The following is an 18,317-nucleotide window of genomic DNA, read 5'->3' as shown; positions in this document are numbered from 1 at the left end:
CATGGCATTTGGCGGCGGCTTAGACGATGACAGCAGCGAGGTAATGAGCGAGATCAATATGACGCCGCTGGTCGACGTTATGTTGGTATTGCTGATTATTTTTATTATTACCGTGCCCGTCATAACCAACTCGGTAAAAGTGGATTTGCCCCGCGCTGACAATACTCCCAACGATATCAAACCTGATGCGGTAACTCTGTCGATTACCGCCGAGGGAATAATTCATTGGGATAAAACTGAAATGACAATGGAGGCGCTGGAACAGCGTTTAATCGCCGCGGCGGCGAGTCCGGTGCAGCCGGAGGTGCATATTCGCGGTGATCGCAATGCCAGCTACGAGCATGTATTAAAAGTGATGGCGGCAGTGCAACGATCGGGAATTTTAAAACTCGGCTTTGTTACCGAGCCAGAGAGTTAAGCCCAGTGATGATTCGCGATTGCGGAATTAGAGTGACGTATTGGAAGCCTAATTTATGGCGCTAAAAATTATTCCTGCGCACTGGCATCTTGGCTCCCTGCGTCAATGGCATTGGATCAGTTCGGCGGTTTGTCTCGTGGGCATGCTGCTGTTTGCGGCCACAGGAATTACCCTTAATCACGCTGCGATAATTCCCGCGACGCCGGTAGTGACCTCTATAGAAAGTGTATTACCGCCGTCGGTGTTAGACGCGGTGATTGTACCCGACAGCGACAAAGCCTCGTTGAGTAAAGACTTGCGGGCATGGTTAGAGCGCGAGTTGGGTATTTATATTCCTGCCTCAGCGCGGGGCGAGTGGAGCGACGAAGAGGTCTATGTCGCGCTGCCAAGGCCAGGTGGCGATGCATGGCTGAGTATCGATTTAGCCGGTGGCGATATTTTATATGAGCGCACCACGCGGGGCTGGATTGCGTATTTAAACGACCTTCACAAGGGGCGTGATACCGGCACAGCATGGAGCTGGTTCATTGATGTATTTGCAATTGCCTGTGTGGTGTTTTGCGTATCCGGTCTGTTGTTATTGCAGCGCCATGCCGGCAGTCGGCCTAGCACCTGGCCAATGGTTGGCTTGGGCTTAGTTATACCGCTGATATTAATTATTTTATTTGTCCATTAACTGTCTTCTCGGGGCGAAGTTAGCTAAATATTTCGCTGAAATTAGGCCTAAACAAAGGAAGGGAAATTTGATGATCAAGAAAATGACGGCGATGACCTTGCTGGGCTTCGCATGTATTAGCGCCGCACGGGCGGGAGACATGACGCTTTCTGTTGAGTTGCCGCGCATCGACGTGGCGGAGTATCACCGTCCCTATGTTGCAATGTGGGTTCAGAACAAGGATAGCGGCGACGTTACTAATTTGGTCGTATGGTATCAGCTTGATAAGAGCGGTGAGAAAGGTGAACAGTGGCTGAAAGATATGCGCCAGTGGTGGCGTCGTAGTGGTCGCAGTTTAGACATGCCCGTGGACGGTATTACCGGTGCGACTCAGCAACCGGGTGTACATACGGTAGATACAAAAAACCTGAAGAATTTAGCAGCGGGTAGTTACAAATTATATGTCGAGGCCGCCCGCGAAGTTGGTGGTCGCGAGTTGTTGCAAATCCCATTTGAGTGGCCGGCTAAATCTAATCAGCTCTTAGAGGCTCAAGGAAAAACTGAGTTAGGAAAAATTGCCCTACAGCTTACGCCGTAAGTATTTTTTCGATTGAGATGCTCGCTGCGTATTCACGTATACAAAACATGATTGGGAATGAAAATGATGAAAACTAAATTACCACTTATTGCTTTACTAGCTATGTCTCTGCCCCTAGTGGCTAATGCTCACCGCGCATGGGTTTTACCCGCCGCCACAGTATTGTCTGGCGAGAATGCCTGGGTAACCTTTGACGCGGCCGTGTCTAATGATATTTTTTACACCGACCACGCTCCTATGCGTTTGAAGGGCATGAAGGCTATTGGCCCAGATGGTAAAGAAGTAGAAATGCAAAACCAGCATACTGGTAAATACCGTAGCAGTTTTGATTTAGAGCTAAGTAAAGAAGGCACATATAAAGTATTCAGTGCCAGCAGTGGGCTTCGCGCGCGCTGGGAAACCGAAGATGGCAAACGCGGTTTTTGGCCTGGCCGTGGTGAAACACCAGCACCCGGCGATTTTGAAAAAGCCGTACCTAAAAATGCAAAAAAATTACAGGTAAGTCAGTCTTCGCGTCGCATGGAAACCTTCGTTACCGCCGGTCAGCCTAGTAAAGTGGTATTTGAATTGCAAAACGAAGGCTTGGAAATGCAGCCCATTACTCACCCCAATGATTTGTTCTCCGGTGAAACAGCGCAGTTCCGTTTTATGATCGACGGCAAGCCTGCAGTCGGTGTTGAAGTTACGGTTATTCCAGACGGCTCGCGTTACCGCAACAGTCCTAATGAAATTAAAGTCGTTAGCGATAAAAAAGGCGTGGTCAGCGTTGAGTGGCCATCAGCGGGACGTTACTGGCTAGAAGCTGAATACCAAGATGATAAGGCCGCGAAGCCGGCGACAACACGGCAAGGTAGTTATTCAGCAACATTGGAAGTGTTGCCACAGTAAGTTTTAATTGCGCGTTAATTTATCGTGGCCATTTGGGAGCGAGTACTGCTGGTTGTGGCGGTGTCGACTTTGTACGCATTGCTGTGGGTGTATTGCCTATGGCAATTTCGCCGCCGTAATAGCGGCGGCGTGCAATTTCCTGTTGATGCAGAAAGCCAGTCTGTGGCCTCCGTACTGGTGGCCTATGCCAGCCAAAGTGGCGTTGCCCTAGGCTTGGCTCAGCAAAGCGCAAGCGCATTACAGGCTGCTGGGCCGGTGCGGGTGCTGCCGCTAGACCGAGTGAATGACGAGGTCTTGGCGAGCACCAAACACGCGTTTTTTATTGCCAGCACCTATGGTGAGGGTGAGCCACCGGATAATGGCAATCGCTTTGCAAGGCGCTACCTAAATAGCGATTCTTCGCAGTTTTCTCATTTAAAATTTGCGGTATTGGCGCTGGGCGACAGCGCCTACCAACATTTTTGCGCTTTTGGTCACAAGCTGCACGCGGGTTTGTCTGGCCATGGTGCTGAGCCGGTCTTTGCACCTTTAGAACTTGATGGAAACGACGACACTGCAAAGGTAGGTGTCATGCAGCGCTGGTATCAACAGCTGCAAACTTTCGGTGCAGATATTCCTTCGCAAATGCCAACGCTTGTCGAGGCTGACTATCACGCTTGGCGTTTAGAATCTCGCCAAGTGCTTAATCAGGGCAGCTTAGGTGAGCCATTGCTTCATTTACGATTTTTCTCTTTGCAAGAAAACGATCAGTGGCAAGCGGGGGATATCGCAGAAATCATTCCGCGTAACAGCGCAGGGCGTTGTGCGGAGTTTGCCGCGCAGCATCAACTCGATGGTAGCCTAGTGTTATCGATACAGGGTGAATCTCGTAGTCTACTCGAAGAACTTGCTCGCAGAGATTTAACAGCTAAAAACACTGCGGCGCCAGATGGCGATAACGTAAATGCTGTTACTGCGTGGCTTAATGAATTTCCCTTATTGGCCAAGCGAGAATATTCCATTGCGTCGATCCCGCAAAGCGGATGTCTTGATTTGCTGGTAAGGGTGCAGTGCACTGATGGCGTGCCGGGTGTAGCGTCGAACTGGCTGGGTGTGCACCTCGCAATTTCCGACACCGTTATGCTGCGCTTGCGCAGCAATCCATTATTTCATGCGCCGGCGTCGAATATACCAATGATTTTAATTGGTAATGGATCGGGCTTTGCCGGATTGCGCGGGCATTTGCAGGCCCGTAAATTGGCTGCCCGTCATGACAATTGGCTGCTGTTTGGTGAGCGCAGCGTAGATGCAGACCGCATATTTAAAGATGAAATTGCAGATTGGCAAAATAGCGGATATTTGCCGCGTATTGATTTGACCTTCTCGCGGGATCCCAATCAACCCGCCTACGTACAAGACGCCATTTTGGTAAATGCTGAATCAATAAAAACATGGGTGGCGACAGGGGCAGCAATTTACGTTTGCGGAAGTCGCGAAGGCATGGCCAGCGCAGTAGACCGGCAACTTCGCGCCATATTAGGCGACAGTCGTGTAGATGCCTTAAGCGACGCCGGCCTATACCGCCGCGACGTATACTAATATTTGGGTGCTGTATAAAAACGCTTAGCGCGATGATCTGCTTTAATGTTGGCTTCTTGCCTATATTCGAGTAAGGAGTGTTTCTATCTGAGTTTTTACACTGACCCGAAATATACTGGCTGAAATACCCACAGGATGGTTTGAGGGTATACTCAGCATAATTTTTTGCGTTTAAAACGAGGGGTTTTTCCCCTTGCTGTGTTTAATCATTAATACTTTTTTCACTGCTCAGCGATGATTGTTGATGTTGCGCTGAAGCGCCCGCAATGGTTTTTTATAAATGAATAATTCCCCGCGTTTAAGTAGTTCTCGCAAGGCTGTCATTTGGGTTGTGATATTGCTGCTCTTTGTTGTCGGTATTTGGTATTTATTGGGCCGCACGCCGCCAGCACCAGAGCCTATGATGCGACGCGGCTGGGGTGGCCAAACCTCTTCGGTGAAGGTGGTTCCTGTTGAAATGGGTGGGCTAGATGTGCAGGTTCGCTCTATTGGTACGGTTACACCCTTAAATACCGTCATTGTTCGCAGTCGGGTAGGCGGTGTACTTAATAAAATCACCTTTACTGAAGGGGCGGAGGTTAACAAAGGCGATTTATTGGCAGAGATTGATCCCGCACCATATCGGGCGCAATTAGAACAGGCGCTAGGTCAGTTACAACAAAACCAAGCGCAGCTTGCCAATGCGGAAGTTGATTTAAATTTGTATCAAGGACTTTACGCTGAAGACTCTATTGCCCGTCAGCAGTTAGATAGTCAGGCGGCGCTAGTGCGGGAATTAAAAGGCGCTAATAAAAGTCAGCAGGCACAGGTTGACGACGCCCGCTTGCAGCTGTCTTGGACGCGTATTGAAGCGCCGATCTCTGGCCGTTTAGGTTTGCGCCGTGTAGATGCCGGTAATTTAATTGCTGCTAACGATAGCGACGGTATTGTGACCATTACTCAAACCAAACCTATTGCGGTGATGTTCACCGTGCCTGAAGTGGAAGTTCCAGCATTAGTGAAAGCCTTTAACGGCGATAAATCGTTGCGGGTCGAAGCCTTGAGTCGCAATGAGCAAACTGTAATTTCCACCGGCAAACTCGCGACTTTAGATAATCAGATTGATACCACCACGGGGACCTTGCGAGTGCGGGCGGTATTTGAAAACGCCGACAATGAATTATTCCCAAATCAATTTGTGAATGTGCGTTTGCGTTTAAATAGTATTGACGATGTATTAACGATTCCCGCCGATGCCGTACAGCATGGCTCGCAGGGCAGCTATGTTTATGTGGTGGAAGATAGTAAGGCCTATATTCGTCCGGTAACAACTGGTGTGGTAGATAGTGGTCGCGTTGCGATTACTGATGGATTAAAGCCTGGCGATAGGGTGGTGCTAGAAGGCTTAGATCGTTTGCGCGATGGTCGCCAGGTGATTGTTGAAGGCGATGTGCCGTCAACTGGGATTGACTCAGTACAGGGACAGCGGCCCCGCGATGGGAAGAAAATGGAGCGCGGTGAAGGCGGTCAGCGTCAGGGAATGCCGATGCGTGAAGGCGCGGGCAAGGGGCCGAATGGTGCCGGTGGTCAACGTCCAAATCGTGACGCTAGCGCTGCTACTTCCGCGCCCCGTAATCATTAGGCACGACGATGAATAGCATCTCACGCCCCTTTATTTTACGGCCGGTTGCCACCTCGCTGCTGATGCTTGCGTTATTGGCGGCGGGTATTTTGGCATGGCGCCTATTGCCGGTGTCTGCCTTGCCACAGGTTGAGTATCCAATTATTCAGGTATTCACCTTTCACCCAGGCGCAGGCCCAGATGTCACCGCACGCACGATTACCGCACCGCTGGAAAGACGACTGGGGCAAATCCCCGGCCTTAAGCAAATGGCGTCTACCAGCTCCGGCGGCGCGTCGGTAATTACTCTGCAGTTTGCGCTAGAAGTCGATTTAGGTGTGGCTGAACAAGAGGTGCAGGCCGCGCTCAATGCGGCGGATAGTTTATTGCCGAATGATTTACCAACGCCGCCAATCTACCGCAAGGTAAACCCGGCAGATGCGCCGATCATGACCTTGGCGATCAGCTCCGAAAGCTTAGCGCTACCAGAGGTTCACGATCTTGTGGACACCCGCATGGCGCAAAAGCTGGCGCAGTTGCAGGGCGTGGGTTTGGTGAGTTTGGCGGGGGGGCAGCGTCCGGCGCTGCGTATACAGGTTAATCCTACTGCGGTTGCCGCCTATGGTTTGAGTTTAAATGAAATTCGTTCGGTCATTGCTGCCACCAATGTGAACCAACCCAAGGGCAGTTTTGACGGACCTAATCGCACGACCTTGCTAGATGCTAACGACCAAATTCGCTCGGTCAAAGATTATGAAAAGCTCATTATTGCCTATCAGGATGGCGCGCCGCTGCGTCTTGGCGATGTGGCTAAAATTAGTGACGGCGCGGAGGATAGATTCTTAGCGGCATGGGCAAACACTCAGGCGGCGGTGTTACTGAATATTCAAAAACAACCTGGCGCCAACGTAATTGAAGTTGCTGACCGCGTGCGGGCGCTATTGCCGCAGCTTTCTGCCACTATGCCTACTGCTGTCGATGTCATGGTGCTGACTGATCGCACGGATAGTATTCGCGCCTCAGTGAAAGATGTGCAAAAAGAATTACTGTTCGCAATCGGTTTGGTGGTATTAGTGACCTTTGCATTTTTGCGCAGCGTGCCCGCCACTATTATTCCCAGCATCGCCGTGCCTTTGTCATTGGTCGGTACCTTCGCCTTTATGTATTTGGCGGAGTTTTCAATTAATAATTTAAGTTTAATGGCTTTAACTATCGCCACCGGCTTTGTGGTCGATGACGCGATTGTGATGTTAGAAAATATTGCCCGTCATCGCGAGAACGGCGAAACCCCATTGGCGGCGGCCTTAAAAGGCGCAAAGGAAATTGGCTTTACCTTAATATCTTTAACGCTGTCTTTAATCGCCGTACTTATTCCGCTGCTATTTATGGCGGATGTGGTTGGCCGTATGTTCCACGAGTTTGCCGTTACCTTGGCGGTGGCTATCGGTATTTCACTACTGGTGTCGCTCACACTCACGCCGATGATGTGTGCGCGTATGTTGCGCGAGCCACTGCAAACTGAACATCAAGAACTGGGTGCAATGGATAAATTTATTGCGCGCTACGGTGAGATGCTGGACTGGGTATTGGCTCGTCAGCCCGCCGCGATGCTGGCGATGTTGGCGACGATTTTACTGACGGTTTTATTATATTTTGCCGTCGATAAAGACTTCTTTCCGGTACAAGACAGCGGCGTGATTCAGGTCGTGACTGAAGCGCCACAGAACTCGTCTTTTGCAGCCATGTCGCGCCGTCAACAAGCTTTGGCGGCAGCCTTATTAGAAGATCCGGGCGTGTCGAGTTTGTCGTCTTTTATTGGTGTCGATGGCAGCAATACCACCCTGAATAGCGGGCGGATGTTTATCAATTTGCCCGCCCATCATTTACGCAGCGAATCAGTATTTGCGGTGATGGAGCGCCTGCGAGAACGCGCTGAAGATGTACCGGGAATTGAAGCGTGGTTTCAACCAGTACAAGAACTCAGCATAGAAGATCAAATTAGTCGCACCCAGTATCGTTTCACCTTAACCGCAGCCAGCACCGCGGAACTTGCGGAGTGGGTGCCTAAACTTATGTCAGCACTGCAGCAGCGATCAGAGCTTGTTGATGTTGCCAGCGACTTGCAGCAGCAGGGCGAGCAGGCGTATATCAATATCGACCGCGACGCAGCGGCGCGGCTTGGCGTTAGCGTATCGTCTATCGCAGATACATTGCAGAATGCTTATGGCCAGCGCCAAATCGCAACGCTGTTTACCCAGTCGAATCAATACCGCGTGGTTTTAGAAGTCGACCCTGTGCAGAGCAGCGGTTTGGCGGCACTAAAGAGTTTGTATGTGCCAACGGCTTCTGGTGTGCCCGCGCCCCTGAGCAGTGTGGCGAAGGTAGAGCGACGGCCGGCGGCCTTGGTAATTAATCATCAGGGGCAGTTTCCCGCCGCAACCCTATCATTCAATTTAGCCGAGGGCGCGTCGCTTGGCGAGGCGGTGGCCGCAATACAAGAGACCGAGTTAGAGATTGGTTTACCGCTGGGTATAGAAAGCCGTTTCCAAGGCGCGGCGGAGGCGTTTAGGGCCTCGCTGTCTAATACGCTGTGGCTGGTCCTGGCGGCGGTGGCGACCATGTATGTGGTGCTGGGAGTCTTGTATGAAAGCACGATTCACCCGATTACGATTTTGTCTACGCTGCCATCGGCGACGGTTGGGGCCTTACTAGCACTGCTTATTACCGGCCGGTCTTTAGATATGGTGGCGGTCATTGGCGTGGTGTTGCTAATTGGTTTGGTGAAGAAAAACGGCATCATGATGGTGGATTTTGCCCTCGACGCTCAGCGCAAGCACGGCATGAGTCCACGTGAGGCTATTCACCGCGCGGCACTATTACGATTCCGTCCTATTTTAATGACGACCTTGGCGGCCCTGTTTGGCGCTTTGCCGCTAATGTTAGCCGGCGGCTCCGGTGCAGAATTACGCCAGCCCTTGGGCCTGGTGATGGTCGGCGGCTTGTTAGTGAGTCAGGTCTTAACGCTGTTTACCACGCCGGTGGTGTATTTGTTTTTTGATCGGTTTAGTGGCGCAGAATACACCGATTCAGATCTTGGTTTGAACGACGACATTGATTTGCCGAGTAGCAGGGGATGAATCTTTCGCGGCCATTTATTTACCGTCCAGTCGCCACGGGCTTGTTGTCTTTGGCGCTGGTTTTGGTCGGCTTGCTCGCGTGGCGGCTGCTGCCAGTGGCGCCGCTTCCACAGGTCGATTTTCCGGTAATTAGTGTGACCGCCAGCCTGCCAGGTGCTAGTCCAGAAAGTATGGCGAGTACGGTGGCGACGCCCTTGGAGCGCGCACTAGGCAGTATTAGCGGTATTTCTGCAATCTCGTCGTCGAGTAATCAAGGTTCTACCCAAGTGGTGTTGACTTTTGATCTTGATCGCAATTTAGATGAAGCGGCGCGGGACGTGCAGGCCGCTATCAATGTGGTGCGAGGCGAATTGCCGGCGGGTATGCCGGGGAATCCTGAGTTTCGTAAAATCGATCCATCACAGGCGCCGATCATGGGTTTGGCGCTAAGTTCGCCAAACTTGTCTCCCAGTGAATTATACGATGCCGCCTCAACGATTCTCTCCCAGCGTTTGGCGCAAATTGTGGGTGTGGGCGAAGTTGGTGTTAGCGGAGCTTCTTTACCCGCTGTGCGGGTGCAGCTTGACCCCGGTGCGTTAATACATCGCGGCATTGCCCTAGACGAAGTGCGTAGTGCTATTAGTCAGGCGAATGCCCTGCGGCCACTCGGTGTTATTGAGGATAGCAGTCATCGCTGGCGGGTGAGCACCAATGACCCCTTGCGCAAAGCGAGCGAGTACCGTGATTTGGTTATTCGTCATAACGACGGTGCTGTGGTGCGTTTGGGCGATGTTGCCGAGGTGTCTGAGTCGGTAGAAAACCGTTATAGCAGTGGTTTTCATAATGATCGTCCCGCTGTCATCCTAATGATCAGTCGTCAAAGCGGCGCCAATATTGTTGAAACTATTGATGCGATTTACGCGGAGCTCCCTAGGCTGCGGGCCTTGATGCCGGCAGATAGTGAGTTGTCAGTGATCATGGATCGCTCGCCGGTTATTCGTGCAACGCTAAGCGAAGCCCAACTGAGTTTGCTGATATCTGTAGCACTAGTGATGTTGGTAGTTTGGTTGTTTTTAGGCAGTTTACGCACGGCCTTGATTCCCTCGATTGCGATTCCGGTGTCGTTGATTGGCGCCTTTGTTGTTATGTATTTTTATGGCTTTTCCCTTAATAACCTGTCGCTTATGGCCTTGGTGGTCGCCTGCGGTTTGGTGGTCGATGACGCCATTGTGGTGCTTGAGAATATAGAGCGTCATATCGAGGCGGGCTTATCGCCACTGCGCGCTTCTCTGGTTGGCGCAAAAGAAGTGGGGTTTACGCTGCTGGCAATGAACTTGGCGCTAGTGGTGGTGTTTGTATCGATACTCTTTATGGGGGGCGTGGTAGAGCGTTTGTTCCGCGAGTTCTCCATCACCCTTGCTGCGGCAATGTTAATTTCTTTGTTGGTGTCGCTCACCTTAACACCGAGTTTATGCGCCCGTTGGCTGCAACCACATCGCGAAGCCAATTCTTCTGACGAAGCTAACTTAGCTGCGGGCATGGAAAATCGCATGGCGGCCTATAGCCATGAGATGTTTGAGTCACTTAAAAATGGCTATGCCCGCAGCTTGGATTGGGCGCTCCGTCACGGCATTGTTGTAATGTTCGTGTTGGCGGGGGTAATTGCCTGCAATGTGTATTTATATATCGCCTTGCCAAAAACCACGTTACCCCAACAGGACACCGGACAAGTGCGGGGCTTTGTGCGCGGTGACGACGGCTTTTCATTCCAGTTGATGCAGCCAAAAATTGAAGTCTTTCGGCAGTATATTTTAAGCGACCCTGCGGTGGCGGATGTAACTGGTACTAGCGGCGGCAGTGGTGGTTTAACCAATGCCCAGCTCACCCTAAATTTAAAGCCTTTGTCAGAGCGCGGTGTGTCTGCGCAGGTGGTGGTAGATCGGCTGCGGGCAAACGCGCCGAAGGTGCCGGGGGCGATGTTACACATGATGGTGGATCAAGACATTCGCCTAAGCTCGCCCTTTAGTCGCAGCGAATACGAATTAATTCTTCGCTCAGATTCCCTAGAAGCCTTAGACAAGTGGAGCCGCATTGCCTCGCAGGCCATGCAGGATTTGCCTGAACTGGTTGACGTGGATTCGGTGGGGAATGAAGACGCGCGGCAGGTTACTCTGAATATAAATCGCGAGTTGGCCAAGCAGTATGGTGTTGATATGAGTACCGTTGCGTCGATGCTAAACAACGCCTTTTCCCAGCGTCAGGTGGCTACCTTATACGACGATATGAATCAGTATCGCGTGGTGATGGAACTCGCTCCGGGTTATACCTCGCAGCCTGCGGTGCTGAGCCAGTTAAATGTTTTAACTAGTGACGGCGCCCGTGTGCCGCTGTCTACCTTTGCGACCTGGGATTACGGCATGGGCGAAGATCGCATTCGTCATGAAGGTCAATTTGCCTCCGAGGGCATAGGCTATGGTTTGGCACCAGACGTAACCGTGCAAGAGGCAGAACAGGCAATTGCTCGGGCACTCGACAGCATTATGCTGCCAACCGCAGTACACGTTGCTCCTGATGGCGGGCGGCCTGATTTTGGCGCTGACCTGAGTCAGCCCTGGTTAATTCTGTGGGTCTTGTTGGCGGTGTATTTGGTGTTGGGTGTGTTATACGAAAGCACTTTGCATCCGCTGACCATTTTATCCACCTTACCGTCTGCAGGCATTGGTGCATTACTGGCATTAAAATCTAGCCAAACCCAGCTGAGTTTAATCGCCTTGCTAGGCTTGTTTTTGTTGATCGGCATTGTGATGAAGAATGCGATATTGATGATCGACTTTGCCCTGCAAGCTCAGCGCCGCGACGGTATGCAGCCAGAGCAGGCAATTCGCGAAGCGGCTCGTTTGCGGCTGCGGGCAATACTCATGACCAATCTAGCGGGCCTACTTGGTGCGGTTCCCTTGGCGATTGGCTTTGGCGAGGGCGCAGAATTGCGTCGCCCACTCGGTATTACCATTATCGGTGGCTTGGCGGTAAGTCAGCTATTAACCCTGTATACCACGCCCATTATTTATCTGTATTTAGAGCGCTTGCGTCAATTTGTGTTGCGGGATAAATCCCCCGCTAAAAATCACGCTGTGCCTGCTGTCGAAAAAAAGTGAAATGACATTTATGAAATTATCCAACACAAAATATTTGCCAGCACTATCACTGCTTCTAAGTTTGGCTGCTTGTACCGTAGGGCCAGATTATCAGCAGCCAGAATCCTTGGTGCCGGCAGAATTTAAATACGATTCGGGTTGGCAAACTATTTCACCGCAGAGCTGGGCTGCGCAGGGTGACTGGTGGACAGCCTTTAACGATCCAGAGTTAAACCTGCTTATTAATCAGGCTAATAAGGCGAATCAAACATTGGCGCAGGCCGAGGCGCGCTACCGCGCCGCGCAAGGGCAATGGCGATTGGCGCGGGGGGATTATAGCCCGCAGTTTGACGCCTCTCTGAGCGGTAGCCGCAGCGGCGGTGACGATGTAAGTGTGAGCGAAAGTTATTCTGCGCGTTTAAATGCAAGTTGGGCACCCGATTTGTGGGGTCGCGTTCGCCGCAGCGTAGAAGCCAGCAAAGCCGGTATGCAAAGTAGCGCCGCGAATTTGGTGGCTGCACGATTGAATATTCAGCTCGCCGTCGCTCAGAGTTATATTCGTCTGCGCGCCTTAGATTTACAGCGCACGATTCTTGAACAAACAATGGAAGCCTACGAGCGTTCAACAACGCTGACCACCAACCAATATAAAGCGGGTATTGTGCCGCGATCAGACGTGATTCAGGCAGAGACACAGCGCGAGTCATTAAAAGTAGATCTAATCGATTTAAAAAATCAGCGCGCTATTGAAGAAAACAGCATAGCTGTACTGCTGGGTAAGGCACCGGTGAATTACTCATTAGCGCCCGCGCAAATATTACCTGAGCTACCGGAACTGCCGGCGTCGCTGCCCTCAACGCTGATATCTAGACGCCCTGATGTGGTGTCTGCGGAGCGCCAACTGGCCGCCGCCAGTGCCCAAATTGGCGTGGCGCAGGCGGCATGGCTGCCAAGCTTTAGTATTAGCGCGGGTTACGGCGTGAGCGCTGGAAGATTTAGTGATCTATTTGATGCACCGCAAGCCATATGGTCTGTCGGGCCGTCACTACTGCAAACCTTATTCGATGGCGGCGCTCGTCGCGCAAGCAAAGATATTGCAGTTGCCCAATACGACGAACAACTCAGCGCCTACCGACAAACCGTATTAGACGGCTTGGCAGAAGTTGAAAATGCACTAGCGACAATCAGTTTGTTAAAAGAAAAAGCTGAGCAGCAGGATATATTATTAAAGCTGGCGGAAGAAAATGAGCGCATTGTCAACAACCGCTATAAGTCGGGATTGGTGAGTTTTCTAGAAGTGGCTACCGCGCAAAATCAAACCCTTAATACACGGCGTACCAGATTGAATACCGCTGCAGACCGCTTGCAAGCGGCCTTGCAACTAGCCGCCGTGATTGGCGGCGGCTGGGATCTGAATGATCCAGTGGTGCAGTCGGTGAGTTTCGCCGCTGAAGCTGAAGAAAAGAATTAGCAGGTGTATATTTTTTTCGTAGGATACAAGAATAGGCAGTTAGGCCTCTTAAGCAGGGTGTACGCAAGGATTCGTGAATGAGTCATAATTATATTAAAGAGACATATTCATTTGATGCGAAACTAACTGATTCGACAGGGAAAACCATATTAGTCGATTGCACGGTTAAGCTCCCAAGTATTTGGGGGCAAGAGGTGGATATTCGTTTGGCTGTACCTCACATAGAGATGCCAGTCAGTAGCGTTGAGAATCCTTGCGAGTTAGCTGTCGTAAATGCAACACCAAAATTGCAACTCGAAATGAATGAAATTTCGTATCGACATCTGCCTGTAGAAATGTCGCTAGAAAGAAAGTTTGGTACTTCACCTGTTTCGCTAACACATGTAGCGAGCTTGACATTGGTTGACCAAATTTCAATTTTAGATAATAAGTTTTACGTATGTCTTTCTCATGTAGATTACTTATCAGGCAACGTCATGACGGCGGGTGCAAACGAAATGATCAAAGACATCGTTTCTTTTACCTGCCCGAAACTTGGAGATATTACTCTTCAACGATACTGTACAAAATCTCGTATTGATTCCTCCGATAGCTTTGTGTTTAGTTTTGGTTATTGGTTGGAAATACCTATCGGCCAACTAGACTTTAGTGCTAATCAAATATTGAGCTTTGTTTCGCCAATTCTTGATGTTTTGTCAATATTTGTTTGTCAAAGGGTCTTGGCGATCGGTTGGCAGTCGTTCAAGGGAGGTGTAAGGACTCGGTTCTGGAAAGATCCAATTCAACCGTTAAAAACCAGCTATGTAGGCGTTGAGCCAAAACGATATCTAGTGCCGATTAGTGATCTTTCAAGGCAGATAAATAGAGCAATTGCTACATATTACAATCTTAATGAGAAAGAACGCAGTTTCGTTTTTTCTTTGAGTTACAGCTTGTGTCCTGCGATTAGCTTGAGAGACGGGGAACGTTTTATGTCTCTATTTAGAGTGCTTGAAGAAATTGCAACGAAATGTTGGACGAAAAGACCACTTACAGATTCAGAGAAAATCGCAATTTCAATGATAGACGATGTTGTGAATTCAATGGAGGAGGGAAACCCAGAAGTTTGTAAGATTATTAGGCGGTATTCCAAAGAGATCGCGAGGGGGGAGAGTTCTTTGACCACCAAATTACTTGATCTATTACGAAGCCAAAATGTAGATAATTCCGATCTGTGGAATATTGGTGGAGGTAGCGGATTGGTCGGAATTCGAAATAAGTTGGCACATCGTGGAGCGCACTCCATCCATCACCAAGGATTAGCTGTAGCGACTTTCCATTTGTCTCTCCTATCTGAACGGCTGGTGTGCGCTTTTCTTGGTCTTTCATTTAAGGATAGTCTTCGCCGAATTAGAAGAGATGAGTGGCTTGAGATGGACTATGTTGAAGTAGTAAAAAAACGTATTTTTGATGTCAGTAATGTTTAGTCTAAGTCGAAGTGCGATGAGATCGAACGGGAAAATATATAGAAACTATGAATAATAAGGGGCTATTAACTTTTTTCTGCGGAAAAATGGGTGCAGGGAAATCTACCGAAGCTATTAAATTGGCGCAGCAAAGCAAGGCGGTGTTGCTGTCTGAAGATGAATGGCTTGCCTCACTTTACCCTCGTAAAATTTCATCACTAAATGACTATATTGAATATTCAAATCTGTTGAAGCCGCCGATTAAGAAGCTTGTTCAATCTATATTGTGTGCGGGAAGTGATGTTGTGATGGACTTTCCGGCGAATACCCTTTCTCAGCGAAATTGGTTTCGAGATATTTTCTCCGAGATAGATGCGCCACATAATTTGGTATATATCGATCTGCCAAATGAACTTTGCTTAGAGCAGATTGAACAGAGACGTAAAGAGCAGCCTGAGAGAGCAGCGACTGATACGCGAGAGATGTTTGAGCAGGTCACAAAGTATTTTATGGCTCCTACACCTGAGGAAGGTTTTAATATCAAGAAAATCACACGACATGCGCAATAATACTTACTTAAGGGTGTTTAGCTTAGGCTGCCTTAGGGCTGAGTCGTAGCCTTCCTCGCGGAGTATGGGAATAAAATGTATAAACTCTATAATTTTCAAAACTCAGGAAATTGTTACAAGATTCGACTTCTTATGAATCAACTCGGAATCGAGTATGAATCGATAGAAGTAAATATTTTGCAGCGCGAGTCTAGAACCGAGGAATTTCTTACTATAAATCCAAATGGTCGGGTGCCTGTTCTGCAAGTGGGTGAAAAGTATTTGCCTGAATCAAATGCCGCTATTTGGTATTTGGCTGAAGGGTCTAAGTTTATACCCACTGACCGTTTTGAGCGCGCTCAGGCATTGCAATGGATGTTCTTTGTAAGCGCTCAATAAACCCCATCTAATAATTTCGTCGCGGTAGATTTACTCTTCAGTTTTAAGCTGAGGAGTCGTCCATGAACACAATCAACAAAACACAATTCTGGCAAGACCACGTCTCTGCTTGGCAAGGCAGCAACCTATCTCAAGCTGCGTATTGCAAGCAGCATGAGATCAAGTTTCACAACTTTGCTTATTGGCGTAATCGGCTGAGCCCCGCAAAAGAACCGGCTGCGAAATTAATGAAGCTGGGCGGTATGCCGACCTCATCTCGTATGATCATGAATTTGCCGCTGGGCGTTCGATTGGAATTATCCGCCAACGATTTGCCTGTTGTCTTGCCCGTGGTACTACATATCCTGCGGGAGTCGAACTGATGCTGCGGCCGACCTCCCATGTTGAGGTCTATTTGTACATGGCTCCGGTGGATATGCGCAAGTCCATCAACGGATTGGCCGCGCTGGTTGAAACCGAGCTGGCGCTCTCGCCGATGATGGAGGTGCTATTTGTATTTTGTAATCGTGGCCGGGATAAAATCAAACTTCTGTATTGGGAGCGAAACGGTTTTGTGGTCTGGTATAAGCGCCTAGAAAAGCAGCGCTTTAAATGGCCTCGCCAATGCGAATCCGGCTATGAATTACGCGATGGTCGCGACTTAAACTTTTTGCTTGATGGCTTGGATATTTGGCGCAATAAACCGCATGAAACCTTGTATTTTGATTCGGTTAGCTGACTCACTTTTGATATAATACACAGCATGACACCGCCTCCCACCAACACACTTCCCGATGATATTTCTGCACTCAAAGCTTTGCTGTTTGAGAAAGAACTTCGCCTCAATGAGAAGGATAAACGCATCTCGTTACTCGAAGAGCAAGTGCGTTTACTCAGGCATAAACGCTTTGCGGCCAGTAGCGAGAAGTCGGACGAACAGGCCGAGCTGTTTAATGAAGCCGAAGCGGCTGAGCCTGCTTCTGAAGACGACCTTAGCGAAAACACGGATGACGCCGAAACCGAAACGATCCAATACGAGCGTCGCAAATCTCGTGGTCGTAAATCGTTGCCTGCTGACTTGCCTCGCGTCCGTATCGAACATGACCTGTCTGATGTAGAGAAAGTCTGTGACTGCGGTTGTGCGCTAACGCATATTGGCGAAGACACCAGCGAGCAGTTGGATATCATTCCCGCAACCGTCCAAGTCTTAGTACACGCCCGACTGAAATACGCCTGCAAAGCGTGTGAGTCGACAGTATGTACCGCCGCATTACCCGCACAGCCCATTCCAAAGAGCAATGCGAGCCCAGGCCTACTGGCGTATATCGCTACCGCGAAATACCAAGATGCGCTGCCGCTGCACCGCCAAGAAGCCATCTTCAAACGGATGGAAATTGATATCCCCCGCAACACCCTCGCGAATTGGATGATGCGCAGCGGCGAATTGATCGCGCCACTCATCACCCAGCTTGATCACGAGCTTCGCCGAGGCAAAATCATCCAGTGCGACGAAACGCCGCTTCAGGTATTAAACGAACCGGACAGGCCCGCGAGTAGCCAATCGTATATGTGGGTCAGGCGTAGTGGCGCCCCAGATCACCCCATCGTGTTGTATGACTATGCGCCGAGTCGCGCTGGCAGCGTGGCGAAGAACTTACTCACGGGTTTTAGTGGTTATCTGCAAACCGATGACTATGCAGGCTACCATGCCGTCGGCCGCCAAGAAGATATTAGCCATGTGGGGTGCTGGGCACACGCACGCCGTAAATTCATTGATGCCCAAAAGGCGGCTATCTCCAAAGACAAAAAGACTACCCGCACCGGCAAGGCCGATGTGGCCATTAACTATATTGCCAAGCTGTATGCTATCGAAAAGCAGGCGAAGGACGCGAGCAGCGAAGCCCGTCACCAGCTGCGACAAGACAAAAGCGTTCCGATCCTCAATGCCCTTAGGGAGTGGTTGGACAAAACTTTACACAGTACCTTGCCCAAAGGCCTGCTGGGTACCGCACTGGGTTATCTCAATAAAAATTGGGAAAAGTTGATTCGATACACGGAAGATGGTGACGTGAATATTGATAACAACCTTGCCGAGAATGCCATCCGGCCTTTTGTTATAGGTCGCAAGAACTGGCTGTTTAGCGCAACGCCTAGAGGTGCTCATACCAGCGCCGCTATTTATAGTTTAATCGAAACGGCAAAAGCCAATGGCCTTGAGCCTTACGTGTATTTGTGCAAAGTCTTTAATCAATTACCAAGTATGACAACAACCGAAGAATTACAGGCATTGTTGCCGTGGGCAAACGCCTAATACAGAAAAGTAGCAGGAAGGCAGTCGCCTTCTTGGCAACGCCATCCAATCCCTTGCTGCCCCTCATCCTTGAGATTACCTTCCATGCTGTAGACTCATCCAGAGCCTGTAGAAAACTATAGGTGCATTATCTGAGTTTGCAAATAATTAATTGGGCGGGGTTTGTTGAGCGCTTAC

The 18,317-nt window shown here is 49.9% G+C and carries 15 protein-coding genes; all 15 read left to right on the top strand.

All coding sequences use genetic code 11. The features are described from left to right. Position 1: 1 nt before the first annotated feature. The 15 genes from C0068_RS18610 to tnpC all read left to right on the top strand — a co-directional run bounded on the left by C0068_RS18610 (position 2) and on the right by tnpC (position 18,140). Complete coding sequence (locus C0068_RS18610; protein WP_103685976.1) at positions 2–418, top strand: ExbD/TolR family protein; 417 nt, start codon at positions 2–4, stop codon at positions 416–418. Between the two features lie 55 nt (positions 419–473). Then, positions 474–1,094, top strand: a complete 621-nt coding sequence (locus C0068_RS18605) for a PepSY-associated TM helix domain-containing protein (RefSeq protein WP_103685975.1) — start codon at positions 474–476, stop codon at positions 1,092–1,094. Between the two features lie 70 nt (positions 1,095–1,164). Then, a complete protein-coding gene (locus C0068_RS18600) occupies positions 1,165–1,671 on the top strand; it encodes a DUF2271 domain-containing protein (RefSeq protein WP_199176235.1) in 507 nt (168 codons plus the stop codon). Between the two features lie 63 nt (positions 1,672–1,734). Continuing rightward, positions 1,735–2,559 carry a DUF4198 domain-containing protein gene (locus tag C0068_RS18595; protein WP_233208869.1) on the top strand — a complete coding sequence of 275 codons (825 nt, stop codon included), beginning with the start codon at positions 1,735–1,737 and terminating at the stop codon, positions 2,557–2,559. Positions 2,560–2,583: 24 nt separating this feature from the next. Beyond that, positions 2,584–4,137, top strand: coding sequence for a flavodoxin domain-containing protein (locus C0068_RS18590; RefSeq protein ID WP_103685973.1), 1,554 nt, complete (start codon positions 2,584–2,586; stop codon positions 4,135–4,137). 280 nt (positions 4,138–4,417) lie between these two features. Next, a complete protein-coding gene (locus C0068_RS18585; RefSeq protein WP_103685972.1) occupies positions 4,418–5,758 on the top strand; it encodes an efflux RND transporter periplasmic adaptor subunit in 1,341 nt (446 codons plus the stop codon). A gap of 8 nt (positions 5,759–5,766) precedes the next feature. Next, entirely contained in the window at positions 5,767–8,874 is a 3,108-nt protein-coding gene (locus C0068_RS18580) for a multidrug efflux RND transporter permease subunit (protein WP_103685971.1), read from the top strand. Next, a complete protein-coding gene (locus C0068_RS18575) occupies positions 8,871–12,008 on the top strand; it encodes an efflux RND transporter permease subunit (protein WP_103685970.1) in 3,138 nt (1,045 codons plus the stop codon). Before C0068_RS18580 ends, C0068_RS18575 begins: the two co-directional genes overlap by 4 nt. A 10-nt stretch (positions 12,009–12,018) precedes the next feature. Next, positions 12,019–13,458 (top strand): efflux transporter outer membrane subunit, encoded by a 1,440-nt coding sequence (locus C0068_RS18570; protein ID WP_103686100.1) that lies wholly within the window; start codon positions 12,019–12,021, stop codon positions 13,456–13,458. Between the two features lie 77 nt (positions 13,459–13,535). After that, on the top strand, positions 13,536–14,924 hold the full coding sequence (locus C0068_RS18565) for a hypothetical protein (protein WP_103685969.1): 1,389 nt from the start codon (positions 13,536–13,538) through the stop codon (positions 14,922–14,924). Positions 14,925–14,971: 47 nt separating this feature from the next. Beyond that, complete coding sequence (locus C0068_RS18560; protein WP_103685968.1) at positions 14,972–15,472, top strand: P-loop nucleotide/nucleoside kinase family protein; 501 nt, start codon at positions 14,972–14,974, stop codon at positions 15,470–15,472. Positions 15,473–15,547: 75 nt separating this feature from the next. Next, complete coding sequence (locus tag C0068_RS18555) at positions 15,548–15,850, top strand: glutathione S-transferase family protein (protein WP_103685967.1); 303 nt, start codon at positions 15,548–15,550, stop codon at positions 15,848–15,850. 62 nt (positions 15,851–15,912) lie between these two features. Continuing rightward, positions 15,913–16,212, top strand: a complete 300-nt coding sequence (gene tnpA, locus C0068_RS18550) for an IS66 family insertion sequence element accessory protein TnpA (RefSeq protein WP_103682445.1) — start codon at positions 15,913–15,915, stop codon at positions 16,210–16,212. Continuing rightward, positions 16,212–16,568, top strand: a complete 357-nt coding sequence (gene tnpB, locus C0068_RS18545; RefSeq protein ID WP_103682444.1) for an IS66 family insertion sequence element accessory protein TnpB — start codon at positions 16,212–16,214, stop codon at positions 16,566–16,568. Before tnpA ends, tnpB begins: the two co-directional genes overlap by 1 nt. A gap of 24 nt (positions 16,569–16,592) precedes the next feature. Then, the gene (tnpC, locus tag C0068_RS18540) at positions 16,593–18,140 is read left to right on the top strand and encodes an IS66 family transposase (RefSeq protein WP_103682443.1); all 1,548 of its coding nucleotides are present in this window, start codon (positions 16,593–16,595) and stop codon (positions 18,138–18,140) included. Positions 18,141–18,317 lie beyond the last annotated feature (177 nt).

It is taken from the genome of Zhongshania marina, assembly GCF_002915595.1.
GTDB classification, from domain to species: domain Bacteria; phylum Pseudomonadota; class Gammaproteobacteria; order Pseudomonadales; family Spongiibacteraceae; genus Spongiibacter; species Spongiibacter marinus_B.
The sequence above is the reverse complement of the archived record's forward strand: the minus strand, read 5'-3'. Positions and strand labels throughout refer to the sequence as shown.

Excerpts from the sequence above, each read along its gene's own strand:
- C0068_RS18610 (WP_103685976.1), top strand. The coding sequence starts at position 2 with ATGGCATTTGGCGGCGGCTTAGACGATGACAGCAGCGAGGTAATGAGC.
- C0068_RS18605 (WP_103685975.1), top strand. The coding sequence starts at position 474 with ATGGCGCTAAAAATTATTCCTGCGCACTGGCATCTTGGCTCCCTGCGT.
- C0068_RS18600 (WP_199176235.1), top strand. The coding sequence starts at position 1,165 with ATGATCAAGAAAATGACGGCGATGACCTTGCTGGGCTTCGCATGTATT.
- C0068_RS18595 (WP_233208869.1), top strand. The coding sequence starts at position 1,735 with ATGATGAAAACTAAATTACCACTTATTGCTTTACTAGCTATGTCTCTG.
- C0068_RS18585 (WP_103685972.1), top strand. The coding sequence starts at position 4,418 with ATGAATAATTCCCCGCGTTTAAGTAGTTCTCGCAAGGCTGTCATTTGG.
- C0068_RS18580 (WP_103685971.1), top strand. The coding sequence starts at position 5,767 with ATGAATAGCATCTCACGCCCCTTTATTTTACGGCCGGTTGCCACCTCG.
- C0068_RS18575 (WP_103685970.1), top strand. The coding sequence starts at position 8,871 with ATGAATCTTTCGCGGCCATTTATTTACCGTCCAGTCGCCACGGGCTTG.
- C0068_RS18570 (WP_103686100.1), top strand. The coding sequence starts at position 12,019 with ATGAAATTATCCAACACAAAATATTTGCCAGCACTATCACTGCTTCTA.
- C0068_RS18565 (WP_103685969.1), top strand. The coding sequence starts at position 13,536 with ATGAGTCATAATTATATTAAAGAGACATATTCATTTGATGCGAAACTA.
- C0068_RS18560 (WP_103685968.1), top strand. The coding sequence starts at position 14,972 with ATGAATAATAAGGGGCTATTAACTTTTTTCTGCGGAAAAATGGGTGCA.
- C0068_RS18555 (WP_103685967.1), top strand. The coding sequence starts at position 15,548 with ATGTATAAACTCTATAATTTTCAAAACTCAGGAAATTGTTACAAGATT.
- tnpA (WP_103682445.1), top strand. The coding sequence starts at position 15,913 with ATGAACACAATCAACAAAACACAATTCTGGCAAGACCACGTCTCTGCT.
- tnpB (WP_103682444.1), top strand. The coding sequence starts at position 16,212 with ATGCTGCGGCCGACCTCCCATGTTGAGGTCTATTTGTACATGGCTCCG.
- tnpC (WP_103682443.1), top strand. The coding sequence starts at position 16,593 with ATGACACCGCCTCCCACCAACACACTTCCCGATGATATTTCTGCACTC.